The following is a 22,048-nucleotide window of genomic DNA, read 5'->3' as shown; positions in this document are numbered from 1 at the left end:
CAAAGGACGGTGGCGGGCCGGGATCACAGGAACCTCCGGGCCGGCCGGGGGGCTCCGGCCGCTGCAGGGTCGCCGCCGGACGCCCGAGTCTACCCCCGTTAGCATGGATCAGTGACTCCCGCAGAACTCGCCGAGGTCGTCCTCTCCGCAGCCCACGCCGTCTTCGCCGACCGGGGCCTGGACCGCTCCGCCCTCCCGGAGCGCACCGCCGTGGAGCGACCGCGCAACCCCGAGCACGGGGACTACGCCTCGACGCTCGCCCTCCAGCTGAGCAAGAAGGTGGGCGTACCCCCGCGGGAGTTGGCCGCCGCGCTGGCCGAGCAGCTCGGCCGGGCCGTCGGGATCAAGTCGGTGGAGATCGCCGGCCCCGGCTTCCTCAACATCCGCCTGGACGCGGCCGCCGCGGGCCAGCTGGCCCGGTCGATCGTCGAGGCCGGCCCGGCGTACGGCCGCAGCGCCGCGCTCGCCGGCCTGAAGATCAACCTGGAGTTCGTCTCCGCCAACCCGACCGGGCCCGTGCACATCGGTGGAGTTCGCTGGGCCGCCGTGGGCGACGCGCTCGCCCGGCTGCTGCGCGCCACCGGCGCGGACGTCGGCACGGAGTACTACTTCAACGACGCCGGCTCCCAGATCGACCGGTTCGCCCGCTCGCTGCTCGCCGCCGCGCGGGGCGAGCCGACCCCCGAGGACGGGTACGCGGGTGCGTACATCACGGAGATCGCCGCGGCGGTCCAGGCCGGCCGGCCGGACGTGCTGGGCCTCGGCGACGACGCCGCCCAGGAGGTGTTCCGGGTCGAGGGCGTGGAGCTGATGTTCGCCGAGATCAGGTCCTCGCTGCGCGACTTCGGGGTGGAGTTCGACACCTACTTCAACGAGAAGGACCTGCACGCGCGGGGCGAGCTGGACCAGGCCCTCCAGCGGCTGCGTGAGCAGGGCCACACCTACGAGTCCGAGGGTGCGACCTGGCTGCGCACCACCGACTTCGGCGACGACAAGGACCGGGTGCTGCGCAAGTCCAACGGCGAGTGGACGTACTTCGCCGCGGACTGCGCGTACTACCTCGACAAGCGTGAGCGCGGCTTCGAGCGCGTGGTGATCATGCTGGGCGCGGACCACCACGGCTACGTCGGCCGGATGAGGGCGATGGCCGCCTGCTTCGGCGACGACCCGGACCGCAACCTGGAGATCCTCATCGGTCAGCTGGTCAACCTGGTCCGCGACGGCGCCCCGCTGCGGATGAGCAAGCGCGCCGGCACCGTGGTTACCCTTGAGGACCTGGTCGACGCGATCGGCGTCGACGCCGCCCGGTACGCGCTGGCCCGCTACTCCAGCGACTCCCCGATCGACATCGACGTCGAGCTGTGGACCCGGGCCACCCGCGACAACCCGGTCTACTACGTGCAGTACGTGGCGGCCCGCACGGCCAGCGTGGGCCGCAACGCCGCCGAGGTGGGGCTGACCCGGGGCGCGGGCGACGACTTCCGCCCCGACCTGCTCGACCACGAGAAGGAGAACGAGCTGCTCAAGGCGCTCGCCGAGTTCCCGACCGTGGTGGCGACCGCCGCCGAGCTGCGTGAGCCGCACCGGGTGGCCCGCTACCTGGAGGAGCTGTCCGGGGCGTACCACCGGTTCTACGACAACTGCCGGATCCTGCCGCGCGGCGACGAGGAGGTCACCGACCTGCACCGGGCCCGGCTCTGGCTCAACGACGCCACCCGTACGGTGATCGCCAACGGCCTGCACCTGCTGGGCGTCTCCGCACCCGAGAGGATGTGACGGCGATATGCGAGCGCGAGGAGTGAGCTTGCGAGCCCCGCAGTCGCGAAGCGGAGGTCAGTTCGTGCGAGCGCGAGAAGTGAGCTTGCGAGCCCCGCAGCCGCGAAGCGGAGGTCGGTGATGCGCGCGCACGAGGCCGGGGCGCTGCACGGCGACCTCGGCAACCGGGGGCCGGCGTGGCTGCGTACGCCGGTCGACGTCAACGCCCTGGTGCCGCAGCTGTGGCCCCGCAACGTCGCCCGGGCCGCCGACGGCGCGCTCGCCGTCGCGGGGCTCGGCGTCCGCGAGCTCGCGGACGGGTTCGGCACCCCGGTGTACGTCCTCGACGAGGACGACCTGCGGGCGCGCTGCCGCGAGTTCCGCGCGGCCTTCGCCGACGCCGACGTCTACTACGCCGGCAAGGCGTTCCTGTGCCGGGCGGTCGTGCGGATGATCGCCGAGGAGGGCATGCACCTCGACGTCTGCACCGGCGGCGAGCTGGCCGTCGCGCTGGCGGCCGGGATGCCGCCGGAGCGGATCGGGTTCCACGGCAACAACAAGTCCGTGGCCGAGCTGGGCCGGGCGCTGGACGCCGGGGTCGGGCGGATCATCCTCGACTCGTTCGACGAGATCGACCGGCTCACCGCGCTGGCCCGTGAGCGGGGGGTACGCCCCGGCGTGCTGATCCGGGTCACCGTCGGCGTGGAGGCGCACACCCACGAGTTCATCGCCACCGCCCACGAGGACCAGAAGTTCGGCTTCTCCCTGGCCGGTGGGGCGGCGATCGCCGCCGCGCTGCGGGTCCTCGACGAGGGCGTGCTGGACCTGCGCGGCCTGCACTCGCACATCGGCTCGCAGATCTTCGACGCCAGCGGCTTCGAGGTCTCCGCCCGCCGGGTGCTCGGCCTGCAGGCGCAGATCCGTGACGCGCGCGGCGTGGAGCTGCCCGAGCTGGACCTGGGCGGCGGCTTCGGCATCGCGTACACCACCCAGGACGATCCGGCCGCCCCGCACGAGCTGGCCAAGCGGATGCGCAAGATCGTCGAGGGGGAGTGCCAGGCCGAGCGGCTGGCCGTGCCGCACCTGTCCATCGAGCCGGGCCGGGCCATCGTCGGCCCCGCCGTGTTCACGCTGTACGAGGTCGGCACGGTCAAGTCCGTGCCCCTGGGCACTGGCATCGACGGAGCGGATGGGCGTCGTTCTTATGTGAGCGTGGACGGCGGGATGAGCGACAACATCCGCACCGCCCTCTACGACGCGTCGTACTCGGCGACGCTGGCCTCCCGGGCCTCGGCGGCGGAGCCGATGCTCGCCCGCGTGGTGGGAAAGCATTGTGAGTCCGGGGACATCGTGGTGAAGGATGAATTCCTGCCCGCGGACGTGCAGCCCGGAGATCTTCTCGCGGTGCCCGGCACCGGCGCCTACTGCCGGAGCATGGCCAGCAACTACAACCACGTGCCCCGGCCCCCGGTGGTCGCGGTGCGCGACGGTCGAGCGCGGCTGATCGTCCGGCGGGAGACGGAAGAAGACCTGCTCGCATTGGATGTCGGATGACCTCACCTGTTCGCTTGGCGCTGCTCGGCTGCGGCACGGTCGGCAGCGAGGTGGTACGGCTGCTGCACGAGCAGTCGGCCGACCTCGCCGCCCGGATCGGCGCCCCGTTGGAGATCGCCGGGATCGCCGTCCGCCGGCTCGGCCGGGACCGTGGCGACCTGCCGGTCGACGAGGCCCTGTTCACCACCGACGCGCTCGGCCTGATCAAGCGGGACGACGTCGACGTGGTGATCGAGGTCGTCGGCGGGATCGAGCCGGCCCGTAGCTGGCTGGTCGAGGCGCTGCGCGCCGGAAAGAGCGTGGTCACGGCCAACAAGGCGCTGCTCGCCGAGGATGGCGCCGCGCTGCACGACGCCGCCGCCGAGGGCGGGGCGGACCTCTACTACGAGGCGTCGGTCGCGGGGGCCATCCCGCTGCTGCGCCCGCTGCGCGACTCGCTGCACGGCGACCGGGTCAACCGGGTCACCGGCATCGTCAACGGCACCACCAACTTCATCCTCTCCGCCATGGACGCCACCGGCGCCGGCTTCGCCGAGGCGCTGGAGGAGGCCACCGCGCTCGGGTACGCGGAGGCGGACCCGACGGCCGACGTGGAGGGCTTCGACGCGGCGGCCAAGGCGGCCATCCTCGCCTCCCTGGCGTTCCACACCCGGGTCACCGCGGCGGACGTGCACCGCGAGGGGATCACCGAGGTCACCGCCGCCGACGTGGCCAGCGCCCGGGCGATGGACTGCACCATCAAGCTGCTCTGCATCGCCGCCCGGAGCCGGGACGCCGCCGGGCGGGAGACCGTCAACGTCCGGGTGCACCCGGCGATGATCCCGCGGACCCACCCGCTGGCCAGCGTCGGCGACGCGTTCAACGCGGTCTTCGTCGAGGCCGAGGCGGCCGGGCAGCTGATGTTCTACGGCCGGGGCGCGGGCGGCGCGCCGACCGCCAGCGCCGTGCTCGGCGACGTGGTGGCGGTGGCCCGCAACCGGCTCGCGGGCGTACGCGCGCCCAGCGAGTCGGCGTACGCGGACCTGGCGGTGCGGCCCATGGGGGAGGCGCTGACCCGCTACCACATCAGCCTCGACGTGGCCGACCGTCCCGGTGTGCTGGCGGCGGTGGCCGGGGTGTTCGCCCGGCACGACGTGTCGATCGCCACCGTCCGGCAGGGCTCGGCGGGCGTCGGCTCGACGGGCTCCGGCCCGGCCGGCTCGGGCGAGGACGCCGAGCTGGTCATCGTCACCCACGTGGCGCCCGACGCCGCCCTCGCCGCCACCGTCGGGGAGCTGCGCGGGCTCGACATCGTGCGCTCGGTGACGAGCGTGCTGCGGGTCGAGGGCGGGGCGTAGCCTTCCGTCCCGCCTGATGGTTAAACGAGGGTGTGCCGGCGGCCGGCCGGGGAGGCTGGTCCACGCTGGGTAAGGCCCCGACGTGACCGGGGCGGGCGAGGCGAGGAGAGCGACATGTGGCGGGGCCTGATCGAGACGTACCGTAACCGGCTGCCAGTCACCGACGCCACCCCCGTCGTCACGCTGCACGAGGGGAACACCCCGCTGCTGCCCGCGCCGGTGCTCTCCGCCCGGCTCGGCTGCGACGTCTACCTGAAGGTCGAGGGCGCCAACCCGACCGGCTCGTTCAAGGACCGGGGCATGACGGTCGCCGTCTCCAAGGCGGTCGAGGCCGGCAACAAGGCGATCATCTGCGCGTCGACCGGCAACACGAGCGCCTCCGCCGCGGCGTACGCGGCCCGGGCCGGGATCACCTGCGCCGTCCTGGTGCCGCAGGGCAAGATCGCCCTCGGCAAGCTGGCCCAGGCGCTGGTGCACGGCGCGAAGCTGCTCCAGGTCAACGGCAACTTCGACGACTGCCTCGCGCTGGCGGGCAAGCTCGCCCAGGACTACCCGGTCGCGCTGGTCAACTCGGTCAACATCGACCGGCTGCACGGGCAGAAGACGGCCGCGTTCGAGATCGTCGAGGCGCTCGGCGACGCGCCGGACATCCACTGCCTGCCGGTCGGCAACGCGGGCAACATCTCGGCGTACTGGCTGGGCTACGGCGAGGACCTGCGCGCCGGCAACGCCACCCGCGCCCCGAAGATGTACGGCTTCCAGGCGGCCGGGGCGGCGCCCATCGTCACCGGACGGGTGGTGCCCGAGCCGTCCACGATCGCCACCGCGATCCGCATCGGTAACCCGGCGAGCTGGACGAAGGCGCTCGACGCCCGGGACGCCTCCGGCGGGCTGATCGCCGCCGTCACCGACCGGGAGATCCTGGCCGCGTACCGGCTGCTCGCCCGGGAGGTCGGGGTCTTCGTCGAGCTGGGCAGCGCGGCCAGCGTCGCCGGCCTGCTCCAGCAGGCCGCGGCGGGCCGGGTCCCGTCCGGCGCCACGGTCGTCTGCACCGTCACCGGGCACGGGCTGAAGGACCCGGAGTGGGCCATCTCCACCGCCCCGGCCCCGGTCACCATCGCCAACGACCCCCTGGCCGCCGCCCGCTCGCTCGACCTGGCCTGAGGCGCCCCGGCTCACGATTTGGCGCCTGCGGCCCCTCGGCTCACGACTTGGCGCCTGCGGCACCCTCGGCTCACGATCGGGCGCTCGACCTGGCGCCTGCGGCACCTTCGGCTCACGCGCCGCCTCGATTCCGCCGAAGACGGAGACGGGGCGGCGCGGCCCGTCGACGGCGGAGATTATCGGTCCGGCACACTTTCCATACCGAGCTGTCCGCCTTTCTCCAGGAGTGAGCCACGCCGATGTCGCTGCTCGCCAGATCAAGCCTCGCCAATCGAGGGCTCGTCGCCCTCGTCGCGGTGGTCGTGACGCTGTTCGGGGCGTTCGCCGTACCGTCGCTCAAGCAGCAACTCCTGCCGTCGCTGGAGTTCCCGGGCGCGTTCATCGTCGCGGTCTACCCCGGTGCCGGGCCCGAGATCGTCGAGTCGCAGGTCACCGAGCCGATCGAGAACAGCCTCCAGGGCCTGCCCGGCCTGGAGGCGATGACCTCGACATCCCGCGAGGGCTCCACGGTCGTCCAGGTGCAGTACGAGTTCGGCACCGACCTCGACACCGTGGTCAACAAGATGGAGACCGCGCTCAGCCGGATCGACAGCCAGCTCCCCGAGGGCGTCGACCCGCAGATCCTCACCGGCACCACCGACGACCTGCCCGCCGTGGTGATCGCGGCGGCCGGCGGCGGCGACGAGCGGGCCCTGGCCGAGAAGCTGCGCAAGACCGTCGTGCCGGAGCTGGAGGCGATCGACGGGGTTCGCACGGTCGCGGTGACCGGCACCCGGGACGAGGTCGTCACGATCACCCCCGACCCGGCGAAGCTGGCCGCCGCGCGGCTCGCGCCGACCGCGATCGGCACCGCGCTGAAGACGAACGGCGTGGCCGTTCCGGCCGGCGCCGTGACCGACGGCTCGCGCTCGCTCACCGTCCAGGTCGGCACGCCGATCGCCTCGATCGACGACCTCCGGGGCATCGTCCTGGCCCCGACCGCGCCGAAGGCCGCGCCGGTGCGGCTCGGCGACGTGGCGACCGTCGAGCAGCAGCTCGCCCCGGCGACGTCGTTCACCCGGACCAACGGCAAGGACAGCCTCGGCATCGCCGTCACGGCCGCCCCGGACGGCAACGCCGTCGAGATCTCCCACGAGATCCGCGACCGGCTCGCCGACCTGGAGGCCGGCGTCGGCGCGGACCTGACCGTCGTGTTCGACCAGGCGCCGTTCGTGGAGAAGTCCATCGAGAGCCTGACCACCGAGGGTCTGCTCGGCCTGGTCATGGCGGTCGTGGTGATCCTGGTCTTCCTGCTGTCGATCCGTTCCACCGTGGTCACCGCCGTCTCCATCCCGCTGTCGGTGCTGGTGGCCCTGATTGCGCTCTGGATCGGCGACTACTCGCTCAACCTGCTCACCCTGGGCGCGCTGACCATCGCGGTCGGCCGGGTCGTCGACGACTCGATCGTGGTGCTGGAGAACATCAAGCGCCATCTGGAGTACGGCGAGCCGAAGCGGGACGCGATCATCACCGCCGTACGCGAGGTGGCCGGCGCCGTCACCGCCTCGACGCTCACCACGGTCGCCGTCTTCGCCCCGATCGCGCTCGTCGGCGGCTTCGTCGGGCAGCTCTTCGCGCCGTTCGCGATCACGGTGACGGTGGCCCTGCTCGCCTCGCTGCTGGTCTCGTTGACGGTGATCCCGGTGCTGGCGTACTGGTTCCTGCGGCCGAAGCCGGCCGGCGCCGACGACGCCGCGGTGCGGCGGGCGGCCGAGGAGAAGGAGCTGCGCAGCCCGTTGCAGCGGGCGTACCTGCCGGCGATCGGCTTCGCCATCCGGTCCCGCGGGACCCGATGGATCACCCTGGCGCTGGGCCTGCTCGTGCTGCTGGGCACGTTCGGCCTGTCCAGCGCGCTGAAGACCAACTTCCTGGACGACTCCGGCCAGGACACCCTGACGATCACCCAGGAGCTGCCGCCCGGCTCCGGCCTGGCGGCCACCGACCAGGCGGCCCGCCGGGTCGAGGCGGTGCTGGAGCGGACCGAGGGCGTCGCGACGTACCAGGTGACCGCCGGCGGCAACGACCAGCCCTGGGCGGGCGGCGGGGGCAACGACTCCGCCACCTTCTCCGTGACCCTCGACGGTGACACGGACGCCGCCGAGGCGAGGCGGACGCTGCGCCGGGAGTTCGACGCGCTCGGCGCCGACGCCGGCGAGATCAGCTTCGGCGCCGGCGAGGGCGGCGCCTCGGCCAACCGGCTGGAGGTGGTCGTCGAGGCCGCCGACCAGGAGGCGCTGGCCCGGGCGGCCGAGCAGGCGCGGGCCGCGATGGCGGACCTCGCCGACGTCGAGGACGTCTCGACGAGCCTGGCCGAGCGGGTGCCGCGGGTCGACGTCACGGTGGACCGGCTGGCCGCGGCCCGGGTCGGGCTCAGCGAGGCGGCCGTCGGGCAGTTGGTCGCCCAGTTGTACCGGGGCACCCCGCTGGGGCAGGTGAGCGTGGACGGCGTCCAGCAGGACGTGGTGCTGCGCGGCGCGGGCCAGCCGCCGACGACGGTGGACGAGTTGCGCGCCCTGCCGGTCGGCCCGGTGAAGCTGGACGACATCGCCGACGTCACCCAGGCCGAGGGGCCGCAGGAGGTGACCCGGATCGACGGTGAGCGCAGCGTCTCGGTCACCGGCACGGCGACCGGCGCCAACCTCGGCGCGACCACCCAGGAGCTGCAGAAGAAGCTGGACGCCATCGACGTGCCGGGGGCGACGCTGCGGATCGGCGGCGTCAGCGCCGACCAGGAGGAGGCGTTCGCGGACCTCGGCCTCGCCGTGCTGGCCGCGATCGCGATCGTCTTCCTGATCATGGTGGCGACGTTCCGCAGCCTGACCCAGGCGCTGATCCTGCTGGTCAGCATCCCGTTCGCGGCGACCGGCGCGATCGGCCTGCTGCTGGCCACCGGCACCCCGCTGGGCGTGCCGGCGCTGATCGGCGTGCTCATGCTGGTCGGCATCGTGGTGACCAACGCGATCGTGCTGCTGGATCTGATCAACCAGTACCGGGCGCAGGGCATGGGGGTCCGGGAGGCGGTGGTCGAGGGTGGCCGGCGGCGGCTGCGGCCGATCCTGATGACGGCCGTCGCCACGATCTTCGCGCTGCTGCCGATGGCGTTCGGCCTCACCGGCGAGGGTGGCTTCATCTCCAAGCCGCTGGCGATCGTGGTGATCGGCGGCCTGATCTCCTCCACCCTGCTCACGCTGGTGCTCGTCCCGACGCTCTACGCCATGGTCGAGTTCACGAAGGAGTCGCTGCGGGCCCGGCGCGCGCGGCGGCGTACCGGGGGGTCGACCCCGGAGCCGGCGGCGGACGGCGGCGGGGCGACGGACGACCCGGCCGAGCCCGTGCCGGCCGGTGCGGCGGCCTCGGCCCGGACCACCCCCTCCGGGGCGCTGGTCGACGGCACCGACCAGTTCGAGGTGCTCCGGCTGCCGAGGAGCCGGCAGTCGCCGCTGCCGCCGACCGAGTAGCCGACGCGTACCGCTGACGCCCCCGCCGGGACCCGGCGGGGGCGTCTCCGGCTTCCGCCGCAACGACGGCCACGGCCTTCTGCCGCAACGACGGCCACTGCGGGCGCCGCCCCTGAGTCACGCCGGGTAGGGTTGCCGGACGTGTCGCCCACCCTCTCGGTCCTGGTCCGCAACCGGAACTTCCGCAACCTCTTCCTGGCCGAACTGGTGGTCTTCGGCGCCGACTGGTTCGTCATGGTGCCGCTGCTGGTGCTGCTGCCGAAGCTGACCGGCAGCGGCATCTGGGGGGCCCTGGTGCTCGCCGTGGACACCGGCGTGGTGGCGCTGCTGCTGCCGTTCACGGGGACGGTCGCCGACCGGTTCGACCGCCGGAAGGTCATGATCGCGGCCAACGTCGCGGCCCTGCTCGGCGTGCTGCTGCTGCTCGGCGTGCGGGGCGCCGGAACGGCGTGGCTGGCCATGGTGGCGATCGCCGTGGTGGCGGTGGCGAAGGCGTTCTACTCCCCGGCCGCGCAGGCCGCCCTGCCCAACGTGCTCGACCCGGACGAGTTGGCCGCCGGCAACGCCGTCGCCGGCTCGGCCTGGGGCACCATGACCATCGTCGGCGCCTCGCTCGGCGGCGTGCTGAGCGCCGCCGCCGGCCCGTACGCCGCCTTCTGGGTGGCCGCCGCGGGCCTGGCGCTGGCCGCCGGCCTGGCGGCGCTGATCCGCCGGCCGTTGCAGGCACCCCGGGACGCCGCCGTGCCGGCCCAGCGGACCTGGGCGGCGATCGGGGAGGCACTCCGCTACATCGGGCACCGCCCGCGCGTGCTGGGGCTGGTCACGGTGAAGTCGGCGGTGGGCCTCGGCAACGGGGTGCTCACCGTCTTCCCCCTGCTCGCCGGCCTGTACGGGGTGGGTCCGATCGGCACGGGCCTGCTCTTCGCCGTACGCGGGGCGGGGGCGCTGGTCGGCCCGATCCTGATGCGTCGGGTGCTGACCAACCGGGCCTGGCTGCTGACCGGCCTGGCCCTGTCCATGTCGCTGTACGGGCTGGCGTACGTGGGCGTCTCGGTGGCCCGCTGGTTCCCGCTGGTGCTGGCGCTGGTCTTCGTGGCGCACTTCGCGGGCGGCAGCAACTGGGTGATGTCCAACTTCGCCCTCCAGGGCGAGGTGCCGGACCGGCTGCGCGGACGGGTCTTCGCCACCGACATGATGCTGGCGACGCTCGCCATCTCGGTCAGCCAGCTGGTGGTGGCCGGGGTCGTCGACATCGTCGACGAGCGGGTGGTGCTGGCCGGCTGCGGCCTGGTCACCGTGGTCTACGCGGTCGGCTGGCGGATCGCCACCCGTCGGCTGTCGCTGACCGACCCGGCCGACGAGCCCACCCCGGCCCCGGAGGCAGCTACCCGCTGACCGCCCTCCCGCGTTCCGCCCTCCCGCGTCCCGCCCTCCCGCGTTCCGCCCTCGCGTCCCCGGTGATCAAGAGGTTTGCGTCGCCGTGGAGATCAACGCCGACGCATTTCTCTTGATCACCGCGGACGGGCGGCCGGCGGGGGGCGGGGGCCGACGGGCGGCGGCGGGGGCCGACGGGCGGCGGCGGGGGCCGGCGGGCGGCCGGCTGGCGGCGGGCCAGGGGGCAGGGGGCAGGGACGGGCGGTCAGCGGGGGGTGGACGGCTGTCTGCCGGCGACCGCCGCGGCGAACAGCAGGGCCAGCCCGACCGCACCGAACACGATGCTCAGCAGGCCGATCGCCGTGCCCAGCCCGGTGAGCGTGGAGAACGACACCGCTCCCGACCGGTAGAGGTGGGGCATGGCGAACACCCCGGTCAGGTCGACCAGGACGCCGAGGAACGACGCCAGCACCCCGAAGACCAGCATCGCCACGCACCTGCCGGGCAGCCGCTTGCGCGCCATCAGGGTCACCACCAGCCCGACCACCAGCACCAGCAGGATGGGCAGGCGCAGGGACGCCTGCACGAATGAATTGTTCAGGATCTCCACCGTGGTCCTCCCGCATGATCGTCGGCGGCCAGGTTAGTTCAGATGATCGGATCCCACCGACCGGGCGAACGTCTGTCGGTCCGGCGGCCTAGCATGAGCCCGTGCCGACGACATTCGTAACTGGGCCGGTGCGGGTCCGGGTTCCCGCCACGAGCGCGAACCTCGGGCCGGGTTTCGACGCGCTGGGGCTGGCGCTCGGACTGTACGACGACGTGGCGGCCGAGGTGGTGCCCGACGGTGTCCGGGTGACGGTGACCGGGCAGGGCGCCGGGGAGCTGCCCGGCGACGAGCGGCACCTGGTCGCCCGCGCCATGCGGGCCACGTTCGAGGCGCTCGGGGCCCAGCCGCCGGGCTTCGCCGTCGAGTGCGTCAACCGGATCCCGCAGGCCCGGGGGCTGGGCTCGTCGTCGGCCGCGATCGTCGCCGGCGTCCAGTTGGCGCGGGCCCTGGTCACCGACGGGTCGAGCCAGCTCGACGAGGCGGCGGCACTGCGGCTGGCGGCCGACATCGAGGGTCACCCCGACAACGTCGCGCCCTGCCTGCTCGGCGGCTTCACCGTCGCCTGGACGGAGCCGTCCGGTGCCCGGGCGGTCTCGCTGCCCGTCGCCGAGGCCGTACGGCCGACGGTGTTCGTGCCCGAGCAGCGCGGCCTGACGGCCGCCGCCCGGGCCGCGCTGCCCGCGACCGTGCCGCACGCCGACGCCGCGCTGAACGCCGGCCGGGCCGCGCTGCTGGTGCACGCCCTCACCGCCGCGCCGGCGCTGCTGCTGCCGGCCACGGTCGACCGGCTGCACCAGGACTACCGCGCCGCCGGCATGCCCGACACGGCGGCGCTGGTCGACGCGCTGCGTGCGGCCGGTGTGGCGGCGGTGGTCAGTGGGGCGGGCCCGACGGTCCTGGCGCTGGCCGAGCCGCCGGAGGGCTTCTCGCCGGGAACAGGTTGGCAGACCTGGCGGTTGGGTATAGACGTGCACGGGGCGCGGGTCGCCAGGGGTAGACTTGGACACGCCGAGCGGGATCCTGTTGCCGCAGGTCGGAAGAGTTGATTACGCTCTAGACCTAGCACAGCCGCGAAGCATGCGATCTTCCTGCGGGTCGGCGCACCCCCGAAGCTATCGGCGGTCAGCCCGTCACCCCTGCCAAAGGCTCACGCCGCACCGCAGTTTCCACAGGTCGCCGCAGACGGCGAGACCTGCTCACCGAGGTTGGTGAGTCGGGAAACCGACCGGCTGCTGTGTCACAGACTCCCGCGACGCGTCATGCGAGGCGGGTGCACCGAGGCCGCCCGGCCACCTGCTTGTCGACTCCGGGCAGTCCCGGCCTATCGAGGGAAGGAATCCATTGAGCGACACCACCGACGTGACGTCGGATGTTTCCAACGTCGCTGGCCAAGCCACCGCCGCCCCCGCCCGCCGTCGGCGTAGCGGCACCGGTCTGTCGGCGATGCTGCTGCCGGAGCTCCAGAGCCTGGCCGCGTCGCTCGGCATCTCTGGCACGGCTCGCATGCGTAAGGGCGAGCTGATCAGCGCGATCTCCGAGCGGCAGGGCGGCGCCGCCGCCGGGACCCCTCGACCGCGGGCCGATGTCGCGGCTGCGGCCGCTCCCGTCCGGGAGGAGGTGCGCGCGGAGGTCGCCCCGTCGGGTGCCGAGCGCACTGCCGAGCCGGCGGCCCCGACCGAGGGTCGGACCCGGGCCCGGCGTAGCCGGGCGACCGCCGCCGCGGCTGAGACCCGGGCCGCCGAGGCCGAGAACCGGCCGGCCGAGACCCGTGTCGAGGAGGCCGCACCCGCCGCCGAGCCCGCCGAGCGGGCCGAGCGCGGCGAGGGCCGCCGGGAGCGCGGCGAGGGCCGGGGCACCCGGGACCAGGCCGAGCGGGCCGAGCGTGCCGACCGGGCTGAGCGCGGCGAGCGGGCTGAGCGCGGCGAGCGGGCCGAGCGGGCCGAGCGCGGCGAGCGGGCTGAGCGCGGCGAGCGGGCCGAGCGCGGCGAGCGGGCCGAGCGTGCCGACCGGACTGAGCGCGGCGAGCGTGTCGACCGCGGCGAGCGGGCTGAGCGTGCCGACCGGGGCGAGCGGGCTGAGCGTGCCGACCGGGGCGAGCGGGGCGAGCGGGCCGAGCGCGGTGACCGCAACGACCGTGGCCAGCGCGTCGAGCGCGACACCGACAACGACGAGGACGGCGAGGGCGGCGGCCGGCGCGGCCGGCGCAGCCGGTTCCGGGACCGCCGGCGCGGCCGGGGCGAGCGCGCCGAGGGCGGCGAGGGCGCCCGCGAGCCGCAGGTCGGCGAGGACGACGTCCTCGTCCCCGTGGCCGGCATCATCGACGTGCTCGACAACTACGCGTTCGTCCGGACCACCGGCTACCTGGCCGGCCCGAACGACGTCTACGTGTCGATGTCCCAGATCAAGAAGTACGGCCTGCGCCGCGGTGACGCGATCACCGGCGCGGTGCGCGCGGCCCGCGAGGGCGAGCAGCGGCGGGACAAGTACAACCCGCTGGTCCGGCTGGACACCATCAACGGGATGGAGCCGGAGGAGGCGCGGCGCCGGCCGGAGTTCTACAAGCTCACCCCGCTGTACCCGCAGGAGCGGCTGCGGCTGGAGACCGAGCCGCACATCCTCACCACCCGGGTGATCGACCTGGTCATGCCGATCGGTAAGGGCCAGCGGGCGCTGATCGTGTCCCCGCCGAAGGCGGGCAAGACGATGGTGCTGCAGGCGCTGGCGAACGCGATCACCCGCAACAACCCGGAGTGCCACCTGATGGTGGTGCTGGTGGACGAGCGGCCGGAAGAGGTCACCGACATGCAGCGGTCGGTGAAGGGCGAGGTCATCGCGGCCACGTTCGACCGCCCGCCGCAGGACCACACGACGGTGGCGGAGCTGGCGATCGAGCGGGCGAAGCGGCTGGTCGAGCTGGGCCACGACGTGGTCGTGCTGCTCGACTCCGTGACCCGGCTCGGTCGGTCGTACAACCTGGCGGCACCGGCCTCCGGCCGGATCATGTCGGGTGGTATCGACTCCACCGCGCTCTACCCGCCGAAGCGGTTCCTGGGCGCGGCCCGCAACATCGAGAACGGCGGCTCGCTGACCATCCTCGCCACCGCGCTGGTGGAGACCGGTTCCATGGCGGACACGGTCATCTTCGAGGAGTTCAAGGGCACCGGCAACGCGGAGCTGAAGCTGGACCGGAAGATCGCCGACAAGCGGACGTTCCCCGCGGTCGACATCAACGCCTCCGGCACCCGCAAGGAGGAGGTCCTGCTCGCGCCGGAGGAGCTGGCCATCGTCCACAAGCTCCGCAAGGTCCTGCACTCGCTGGACTCGCAGGCGGCGCTGGACCTGCTGCTCGACCGGCTCAAGCAGACCCGCACCAACATCGAGTTCCTGATGCAGATCGCAAAGTCCACGCCGGGGGAGTGACCCCTCCCGGTCGGGGATCGACGAAGGGCACGGCCGTCAGCGGCCGTGCCCTTCGTCGTCCGCGCGGCCCGCCGGAGGGCGGGGCGCCGATCCGGTACGTCGACGACACGGAGTGTCCCCGGTGGGTCGGGCCGCGCCGGATCACCGGGCGCCGAGCGTCCCCGCCGGTGGAGTTTTCCTTCGGTTAAGGCGTCGCCTATTGAAACTTCTATTCATTGTCCGGTTGACTGTCGCCCATGCGTACCCGCAGATCCGCCCATCTTGCCGGCGTCCTGTTGTTGACGCCGCTGGGTGGCCGCCGAGTTCCACGCCCACGTCGACCGACTCGACCTGGCCGCCCCGGCCAGCGTGGCGGTCGGCGCCCCGGCCCGGGTCACGGCGACGCTGACCCAGCCCGGCGGCCGTACGGTGCCCGTGGCCGCCCCGGTCAGCGCGGACTGGTCCGCCTCGCCGAGCGTCCACACCGGAGGGGTCGACGGGGTGCGCCCCTGGCACGTCGCCCGCTTCGACCCGGCGACCGGCGAGCTGTCGGCGCTGCGCCCCGGCGCGACGGTCGTGCTGGCGGTGACGGTCAACGGCGTACGGGCCGAGGCCACCGTCACCCTCACCGAGGCCGCGCTCGCCCCGGCCGCCTGACCTGCGAGGAGGGCCCCGGTCCGGTGCGGCGACGCCGGACCGGGGCCCGCGTCGGAACCGGACAGGGCCCTCCGTCAGAAGTCGCCCTCGGCCACCTGGAAGACCGTCAGGCCGAGGGCGCGCCACATCCGGACCACCTGCATCCGGTCGTCGAACACCCCGACCACCCGGTAGCGGGGCCGGATCTCGCGTTCGTAGATCTCCTGCTTGACGATCGAGTCCTTGCGGGAGTCGCCGACCGCCCGCATGTGCAGGGCCAGGTAGGGCACCCGGACGTGCCGGGCCAGCCACGCCTCGGTGTCGCCCCGGGCCGAGGCGTCCCGGCCCGAGCAGAAGACCACCCCGTGCCCGGCGGCGTGCATCGCCCGGACCGCCGCGATCACCGCCTCGTTCGGCACGTCCTCGCCCACCCGCGTCATGTCGTAGGGGCTGCGGGAGACGTTCAGCGCGACGGTCCCGTCGATGTCGACCAGGACGATCTCCGGCGGGCCGCCCCGCACGTCGTGCACCCGGGCCGGGCCGCCGGGGGTGACCTCCGGCACCGGCAGCGGCAGCGGCCGGCCGGCCAGGTAGCGGTCGTGCAGCCGCCGGATAGCCTCCTCGCCCACCCGGTCGGCCTCCGGCCGCGCGGCGTCCCGGCGCAGGCACTCGTCCAGGGGTACGTCGGTGAAGTCGTGCACCTCGAAGTCGGCCCCGCAGTCGGCGGCGAGCCGCGCCCAGTCCCGCAGCGTCCGGGCGCGTAGGTTGGTGTCGTCCACGCAGACGCTGACCCGGCCCCGCAGCAGCGCCTCCACCTGCGCCCGCTGCGCCCGGGTGACCTGGGCCTCCGCCCACTGGGTGAACAGCCGCTCGCCGTGCAGCATCCGGCGCAGGTCGTCGCGGTTCACCCGGACGACCGAGGGCTGGAGGGTACGGGCGAAGGTGGTCTTGCCCGAGGCGGGCAGTCCCCGGGTGGCGATCAGCCGGGGCGGTCTCCGCGTCCCGGTCGGTTTCTCGGGCGAACCGGACACCAGACCACGGTACGCCGGGGCGCGGCCGGGTCACGGGCGACGGGGGAATGTGCCCCCGGCCGGGCGGGAATGCAGGGGGGCGCGGGTGCGTTGACGAGGCCGGACCCGCTGTGCGGCCCGCCTGACGGGTCGGCTCCCGCCCATGGCACACTGGTCAATCGGCCACTGGTTCCGGTTCACGCCCGAGCCCGGCGCGCGCGCCCCGCGCGGCCGGCCGTACGGCGACCCGGCGACCACCGACGAGAGGACCGAGGCGACATGAAAGCCAACATCCACCCGGAGTACGTGACCACCGAGGTCACCTGCTCCTGCGGCAACTCCTTCACGACCCGCAGCACCGCCAAGGGCGGCTCGATCCACGTCGAGACCTGCAGCGCCTGCCACCCGTTCTACACCGGTAAGCAGCGCGTCCTCGACACCGCGGGCCGGGTCGCGAAGTTCCAGCAGAAGTACGCCAAGGTTCAGGCCAAGAAGGCCAAGTAACTGCGTGTTCGGCGCCCGCGTCCGGCTTCGTGCCGGGCGCGGGCGCCGTCCGTATTGCACTCTTTTCTCCGGTCGGTTGCCGGCCGTCCCCGTCGTCGAAGGAGCACCCGAGCATGAGCAGTGAGCGCCTGGCCGCCCTCCTCGACGAGCACGCCGAGCTGGAGAAGCGGCTCGCGGACCCGGCCATCCACGCCGACCAGGGCACGGCCCGCCGGGTCGGCCGCCGGTACGCGGAGCTGGTCCCGGTGCAGAAGGCGGCGGCCGAGCTGGAGCAGGCCCGCGCGGACCTGGCCGCGGCGAAGGAGTTGGCGGCCGAGGACCCGTCCTTCGCCGCCGAGGCCGAGTCGATCGCCGCCACCCTGCCGGCGCTGGAGGAACGCCTCGCCGAGCTGCTGATCCCGCGCGACCCGCACGACGCCAAGGACGTGATCGTCGAGATCAAGGCGGGCGAGGGCGGCGAGGAGTCCGCGCTGTTCGCCGGTGACCTGCTGCGGATGTACACCCGGTACGCCGAGCGCCACGGCTGGCTCACCGAGGTCATCGACGCGCAGGACTCGGACCTGGGCGGCGTCAAGGACGTCTCGCTGGCGATCAAGACCAAGGGCGTGCCGGAGGGCGGCAACGGGGTCTGGTCCCGGCTCAAGTGGGAGGGCGGCGTGCACCGGGTGCAGCGCGTCCCGGTCACCGAGTCGCAGGGCCGCATCCACACCAGCGCCGCCGGGGTGCTGGTGCTGCCCGAGGCGGAGGAGGTCGACGTCACCATCGACCCGAACGAGCTGCGCATCGACGTGTTCCGCTCGTCGGGCCCGGGTGGGCAGTCGGTGAACACCACCGACTCGGCGGTGCGGATCACCCACCTGCCGACCGGCATCGTGGTCTCCTGCCAGAACGAGAAGTCCCAGCTGCAGAACCGGGAGCAGGCGATGCGCATCCTGCGGGCCCGGCTGCTCGCCGTGGCCCAGGAGCAGGCTGACGCCGCCGCCTCGGACGCCCGCAAGGCCCAGGTGCGTACGGTGGACCGCTCCGAGCGCATCCGGACGTACAACTTCCCGCAGAACCGGATCACGGACCACCGGATCGGCTACACCGCGTACAACCTGGACCTGGCCCTGGCCGGCGAGCTGGACGGCGTCCTGGACGCCCTCGCCGAGGCCGACCGCGCCGCCCGCCTCGCCGGCGACACGGAGCTCACCCGCCGCTGACCCGGACGCGTCAAGAACGCGGGGCGGGGGCGGGGTCAGCTGGCGCGGGGGCGGATCTTGGCCCGCAGCATCTCCCGGTCGGCGACCTCGAACGCCGTGCCGAGCGCCTCGCGCAGCCCGGGACCCGTGGCGTCGACCTCCGCGAAGCCGATGCTCACGCCGACCGGCGTGCCGGGCACCAGGGTCTCCCAGTCCTCGGTGCGCACCGCCGCCTCGATCCGGCGGGCCACCTCCGCCGCGTCGGTCATGCCCGCGCCCGACAGCACCACCACGAACTCGTCGCCGCCGTAGCGGGCCACGAAGTCGCCCCGGCGCATGACCCGGTTGATCACTCCGGCGATCCGCTGCAGGACGAGGTCGCCGGAGTGGTGGCCGTGCCGGTCGTTGACCGCCTTGAAGCCGTCCAGGTCGCAGACGCCGATCACGACCCGCTCCCCGCGGGCGACCACCGCCGCGATGTAGCGCTCCAGCCGGCGGCGGTTCGGCAGCCCGGTCAGCGGGTCGGTGAGCGCCTCGCCCTCGTAGCGGGCCGCCTCGCGGCGCATCTCCTCGTGGTCGATCCGGGCGGCGATGCCCTCGATGTAGACGTCCCGCAGCCGGTCGTTGCGCTGCGCCGCCAGCCGGAACGCGTGCCGGTCGGCCCGGTGCGCCGCCGCGTGGTCGCCGGCCCGCACGTACGCGATGCTGCGCAGCCGGGCCGGCTCGGCCGCGCCGAGGGTCTCCTTGGACACCCGGGCGGCGTCCAGCAGGGTGACCGCCTGGATGGGGTTGCCGGACGCGATGGCCAGGCAGACCTGGCCGAGTTGGCGCATGTCGCGGGCCCGGGCGCTGTCCGCTCCGTAGGCGAGCAGCCGGCACGGGTCCGCGGCCGTGCCGGTCTCCACCCGGTCGCCCAGCGCCGCCCGGCGCGCGGCGGCGTAGCCGTACGCCGCGAGGCTGCTCGGGCGGAGCTCGTCGGCCCGACCGCCGCGCAGGAACCGGCTCAGGTCGGCGGCGACGTCCCGCAGCACCCGCAGGCAGCCGTCACTGTCACCGGCGTGGTCGAGGGCGACGGCGTTGCGCAGCCGGATGCCCGGGGCGGCGAACGTCTCCTCGGGGATGTCGGCGGCCAGCCCGAGCTGCCGGGCGCGCTCGATCGCGCTGAGGGCGTACCCGTGGAAGCTGAGGTACGAGTACGCCATCGCCAGGTCGTGCCAGGCCCACGCGGTGTCCCGGTCCGCCTCCCCCACGGCGTTCAGCGCCCGGGCCGCCTTGACCAGGTGGGTGACGCACCGGTCGAGGGCCCCCTGGTGGTGCGCTGCCAGCGCGGCCAGTGCGTTGAGGTGTCCGTGCAGGGACGGCTCGGCCAGGTCCCGGACGGCCGCCGACGCCTCCTCGATGGCCCGGGTGTACTCTGCGGTGCGACCGAGATTGATCAACGCGGAGAGGCGCTGCACCAGCGCGTCGGCGCGGGTGTACGGGTCGGTGGTCTCGCGCAGCACCTCGTCGAGCAGGGCGCACGCCTCGGCGGAGCGGCTCACCTCCTGCAGGGCGCGGGCCCGTCGCAGGGCGTCAACCTGGCTGTTGACCCGGTCGAGCCAGCCCACCCGCGACCTCCCTGTCGGTGTGCGGTCGGGTCGACCAGCTCGTGGCGCGACCCGGCGACGCTTCATGATTATGGCGTGGCCCCTTTCCCGCAACACCCGTCCAAAGGGTCAGAACGCCTCCGTCCCTCCGCTGTCGTGGCGCGGGCGGCCCGCGTCCTCGCGGCGGCGGGGATCGAGGCGCCGCGCGCCGAGGCCGAGCTGTTGGCCGCGTACGTGCTGGGGGTGCCCCGCGGCCGGCTCGCGCTGGCCGACGGCGTCACCCCCGACCAGCTCGACCGGTACGACGGCCTGGTCGCCCGCCGGGCGGCCCGGGAGCCGTTGCAGCACCTCACCGGCGGCGCCGCCTTCCGGCACCTGGAGCTGGCGGTCGGCCCGGGCGTCTTCGTGCCCCGGCCCGAGACCGAACTGCTCGCCGGCTGGGGGATCGACCGGGCCCGGCGGGCCGACCGTCCGCTGGTGGTGGACCTGTGCAGCGGGTCGGGGGCCATCGCGCTCTCGGTCGCCCAGGAGGCGCCCGACGCCCGGGTGGTGGCGGTGGAGCGGTCGCCGGCCGCGCTGGGGTGGCTGCGCCGCAACGCCGCCGACCGGGTGGCCGCCGGGGACCGGCCCGTGGCGGTGGTGGCCGCCGACGTCACCGACCCGGACCTGCTGGCGGAGCTCACGGGGCGGGTGGACGTGCTGCTGTGCAACCCGCCGTACGTGCCCCGCGCGGTGGCCGTACCCCCCGAGGTGGCCGCCCACGACCCCGACGAGGCGGTCTTCGGTGGGGCGGACGGGCTGACCGTGATCCGGCCGGTGCTGGCGCGCGCCGCGGAGCTGCTGCGCCCCGGCGGGGTGCTCGGCGTCGAGCACGACGACACGCACGGCGACGCGGTGCCCGCCCTGCTCGCGGCCGACGGCCGGTACGAGGCGGTCGAGGGGCACCGGGACCTGGCGGGACGGCCCCGCTTCGCCACCGCCCGCCGCCGCGCCGACGACTCCCGGGCCGCCGGCGACCGTGCCCGCGCCGCGGCGTGGCAGACTGGCTCCTCGTGATGCTCTACGACTGCCGGTCGCCGGCCGACCGGGACCGCGGTGTCGCCGCCGCGATCGAGGCGGTCAAGAACGGTGAGCTGGTCGTCCTGCCGACGGACACGGTCTACGGGATCGGCGCGGACGCCTTCACCCCGTACGCGGTGAAGGCCCTCGCGGACGCCAAGGGCGGCACCCGGCAGGCGCCGCCGGTGCTGATCGGCTCCCGGCACACCCTCGACGGGCTGACCTTCACGTTGCCCCGGGCGGCCCGCGACCTGGTCGAGGCGTTCTGGCCGGGCGCGCTGACCATCGTGATCGAGCACTCGCCGAGCCTGTCGTGGGATCTCGGCGACGACAGCGGCACGGTCGCCGTGCGGATGCCGCTGCACCCGGTGGCGCTGGAGGTGCTGCGGGAGACCGGCCCGATGGCGGTCGCCTCGGCCAACCGGATCGGCCAGCAGGCCGCGCTCACCGCCGAGCAGGCCCGGGAACAGCTCGGCTACGCCGTCCGGGCGTACCTGGAGGCCGGGCCGTGCCCGGACCCGGTGCCGAGCACGATCGTCGACGTCACCGGGGAGGTGCCCCGGGTGTTGCGCAGCGGGGCGATCGCGCTGGAGAAGCTGCGGGACGTGGTGCCGGACATCGTCGAGAGCCGGGTGGGCTGAGGTGCCGCCGTTCACCGTCCTGCACGTCTGCATGGGCAACATCTGCCGCTCACCGATGGCGGAGCGGCTGCTGGCGCTGGCCGTCCGCGAGCGGCTGGCGCGGCGCGGCCTCGCCCCGGCCGCCGCGGACGAGCTGCTGCACAGCCACAGCGCCGGCACCGGCGGCTGGCACGCGGGCGAGGAGATGAACCCCCCGGCCGCCCGGCAGGTGGTCGCGCGCGGCGGCGACGTCGCCGGGTTCGCCGCCCGCAAGCTGCGCTCCGACCTCGTCGACGCCGCCGACCTCGTGCTCACCGCCACGGCGGACCAGCAGGAGTACGTCGTGGCGCTGCGGCCCGACGCGGCGCCCCGCACCTTCGTGCTGGGCGAGTTCGGCCGGCTGCTGGGCGCCGTCGACGCCGCCGCGCTGCCGCCGGCCGCCGCCGCCCCGGACGCGGTGTACGCCCGGGGGGTGGCCCTGGTCGCCGCCGTGCACGGCGCCCGACAGGGTGCCTCCGCGCTGCACACCGACGATCTCGACGACCCGTGGGGGCGCGGCGACCAGTGCTTCGGCCGGGTCGCCGACGAGATCGAGGAGACGGTCCACCCGCTGGCCGCCGTCCTGCTGCCCTGACACCGCCGCCCGGGCGGCGGGCCGGGGCGCCGTGTCCGGTGCCGTCCCGCTTGTTCTCCCCCGCGAAATCCGTACCCCTTTCGGGAAAATCAGTCAGGTTTGGCCCGGTGCGTGGCCATTCTGGACGG

General features: G+C 74.2%; 17 protein-coding genes. 14 read left to right on the top strand and 3 right to left on the bottom strand.

Features of this window, described 5'->3' with window-relative positions; genetic code table 11:
* Nucleotides 1-111: 111 nt before the first annotated feature.
* The 6 genes from argS to ACGFIZ_RS08720 all read left to right on the top strand — a co-directional run bounded on the left by argS (nt 112) and on the right by ACGFIZ_RS08720 (nt 10,702).
* The gene (argS, locus tag ACGFIZ_RS08745; protein WP_393417215.1) at nt 112-1,776 is read left to right on the top strand and encodes an arginine--tRNA ligase; all 1,665 of its coding nucleotides are present in this window, start codon (nt 112-114) and stop codon (nt 1,774-1,776) included.
* A gap of 120 nt (nt 1,777-1,896) precedes the next feature.
* A complete protein-coding gene (lysA, locus tag ACGFIZ_RS08740; RefSeq protein ID WP_393417213.1) occupies nt 1,897-3,309 on the top strand; it encodes a diaminopimelate decarboxylase in 1,413 nt (470 codons plus the stop codon).
* Nucleotides 3,306-4,646: a homoserine dehydrogenase gene (locus tag ACGFIZ_RS08735; RefSeq protein ID WP_393417211.1), complete on the top strand. Its 1,341-nt coding sequence runs from the start codon at nt 3,306-3,308 to the stop codon at nt 4,644-4,646. The genes lysA and ACGFIZ_RS08735 overlap by 4 nt, the downstream gene beginning before the upstream one ends.
* Nucleotides 4,647-4,760: 114 nt before the next feature.
* Nucleotides 4,761-5,810 (top strand): threonine synthase, encoded by a 1,050-nt coding sequence (thrC, locus tag ACGFIZ_RS08730; RefSeq protein ID WP_393417209.1) that lies wholly within the window; start codon nt 4,761-4,763, stop codon nt 5,808-5,810.
* Between the two features lie 239 nt (nt 5,811-6,049).
* Entirely contained in the window at nt 6,050-9,307 is a 3,258-nt protein-coding gene (locus ACGFIZ_RS08725; RefSeq protein WP_393417207.1) for an efflux RND transporter permease subunit, read from the top strand.
* Between the two features lie 141 nt (nt 9,308-9,448).
* Nucleotides 9,449-10,702 (top strand): MFS transporter, encoded by a 1,254-nt coding sequence (locus ACGFIZ_RS08720; RefSeq protein WP_393417205.1) that lies wholly within the window; start codon nt 9,449-9,451, stop codon nt 10,700-10,702.
* Nucleotides 10,703-10,946: 244 nt separating this feature from the next.
* On the opposite strand, the gene ACGFIZ_RS08715 is transcribed toward ACGFIZ_RS08720, so the two are convergent.
* Nucleotides 10,947-11,291: a hypothetical protein gene (locus ACGFIZ_RS08715; protein WP_393417203.1), complete on the bottom strand. Its 345-nt coding sequence runs from the start codon at nt 11,289-11,291 to the stop codon at nt 10,947-10,949.
* 101 nt (nt 11,292-11,392) lie between these two features.
* Between ACGFIZ_RS08715 and thrB the strand changes: the two genes are divergently transcribed.
* From thrB to ACGFIZ_RS08700, 3 genes are all read left to right on the top strand, one after another.
* On the top strand, nt 11,393-12,337 hold the full coding sequence (gene thrB, locus ACGFIZ_RS08710; protein WP_393417201.1) for a homoserine kinase: 945 nt from the start codon (nt 11,393-11,395) through the stop codon (nt 12,335-12,337).
* A gap of 295 nt (nt 12,338-12,632) precedes the next feature.
* Nucleotides 12,633-14,711 (top strand): transcription termination factor Rho, encoded by a 2,079-nt coding sequence (gene rho / locus ACGFIZ_RS08705; protein ID WP_393417200.1) that lies wholly within the window; start codon nt 12,633-12,635, stop codon nt 14,709-14,711.
* Nucleotides 14,712-15,002: 291 nt separating this feature from the next.
* Nucleotides 15,003-15,347, top strand: a complete 345-nt coding sequence (locus tag ACGFIZ_RS08700) for a hypothetical protein (RefSeq protein ID WP_393417198.1) — start codon at nt 15,003-15,005, stop codon at nt 15,345-15,347.
* Between the two features lie 74 nt (nt 15,348-15,421).
* Here the strand turns inward: ACGFIZ_RS08700 and ACGFIZ_RS08695 are convergent, their stop codons facing one another.
* Nucleotides 15,422-16,357: an AAA family ATPase gene (locus ACGFIZ_RS08695; protein WP_393417196.1), complete on the bottom strand. Its 936-nt coding sequence runs from the start codon at nt 16,355-16,357 to the stop codon at nt 15,422-15,424.
* A 258-nt stretch (nt 16,358-16,615) separates the two neighbouring features.
* Here ACGFIZ_RS08695 and rpmE point away from each other — a divergent pair, with 258 nt between their 5' ends.
* Nucleotides 16,616-16,840, top strand: coding sequence for a 50S ribosomal protein L31 (rpmE, locus tag ACGFIZ_RS08690; RefSeq protein WP_091450875.1), 225 nt, complete (start codon nt 16,616-16,618; stop codon nt 16,838-16,840).
* 113 nt (nt 16,841-16,953) lie between these two features.
* The gene (gene prfA, locus ACGFIZ_RS08685; RefSeq protein WP_393417193.1) at nt 16,954-18,042 is read left to right on the top strand and encodes a peptide chain release factor 1; all 1,089 of its coding nucleotides are present in this window, start codon (nt 16,954-16,956) and stop codon (nt 18,040-18,042) included.
* 35 nt (nt 18,043-18,077) lie between these two features.
* Here the strand turns inward: prfA and ACGFIZ_RS08680 are convergent, their stop codons facing one another.
* Nucleotides 18,078-19,628 carry a diguanylate cyclase domain-containing protein gene (locus ACGFIZ_RS08680; protein ID WP_393417191.1) on the bottom strand — a complete coding sequence of 517 codons (1,551 nt, stop codon included), beginning with the start codon at nt 19,626-19,628 and terminating at the stop codon, nt 18,078-18,080.
* Nucleotides 19,629-19,763: 135 nt separating this feature from the next.
* Between ACGFIZ_RS08680 and prmC the strand changes: the two genes are divergently transcribed.
* The 3 genes from prmC to ACGFIZ_RS08665 are packed head-to-tail and all read left to right on the top strand — an operon-like array spanning nt 19,764 to nt 21,920.
* The gene (gene prmC / locus ACGFIZ_RS08675; RefSeq protein ID WP_393417189.1) at nt 19,764-20,663 is read left to right on the top strand and encodes a peptide chain release factor N(5)-glutamine methyltransferase; all 900 of its coding nucleotides are present in this window, start codon (nt 19,764-19,766) and stop codon (nt 20,661-20,663) included.
* Nucleotides 20,663-21,307, top strand: coding sequence for an L-threonylcarbamoyladenylate synthase (locus ACGFIZ_RS08670; protein WP_347669329.1), 645 nt, complete (start codon nt 20,663-20,665; stop codon nt 21,305-21,307). Before prmC ends, ACGFIZ_RS08670 begins: the two co-directional genes overlap by 1 nt.
* A 1-nt stretch (nt 21,308) precedes the next feature.
* Entirely contained in the window at nt 21,309-21,920 is a 612-nt protein-coding gene (locus ACGFIZ_RS08665) for a phosphotyrosine protein phosphatase (RefSeq protein ID WP_393417187.1), read from the top strand.
* Nucleotides 21,921-22,048 lie beyond the last annotated feature (128 nt).

It is taken from the genome of Micromonospora sp. NPDC048830 (assembly GCF_043198215.1).
Taxonomy (GTDB): Bacteria; Actinomycetota; Actinomycetes; order Mycobacteriales; family Micromonosporaceae; genus Micromonospora.
Note: the sequence above shows the minus strand (reverse complement) of the source record. Positions and strands in the feature narration are given on the sequence as shown.

Coding starts and splice junctions, on each gene's coding strand:
- rpmE (WP_091450875.1), top strand. CDS start 16,616: ATGAAAGCCAACATCCACCCGGAGTACGTGACCACCGAGGTCACCTGC.
- ACGFIZ_RS08735 (WP_393417211.1), top strand. CDS start 3,306: ATGACCTCACCTGTTCGCTTGGCGCTGCTCGGCTGCGGCACGGTCGGC.
- thrC (WP_393417209.1), top strand. CDS start 4,761: ATGTGGCGGGGCCTGATCGAGACGTACCGTAACCGGCTGCCAGTCACC.
- ACGFIZ_RS08725 (WP_393417207.1), top strand. CDS start 6,050: ATGTCGCTGCTCGCCAGATCAAGCCTCGCCAATCGAGGGCTCGTCGCC.
- prfA (WP_393417193.1), top strand. CDS start 16,954: ATGAGCAGTGAGCGCCTGGCCGCCCTCCTCGACGAGCACGCCGAGCTG.
- ACGFIZ_RS08670 (WP_347669329.1), top strand. CDS start 20,663: ATGCTCTACGACTGCCGGTCGCCGGCCGACCGGGACCGCGGTGTCGCC.
- lysA (WP_393417213.1), top strand. CDS start 1,897: ATGCGCGCGCACGAGGCCGGGGCGCTGCACGGCGACCTCGGCAACCGG.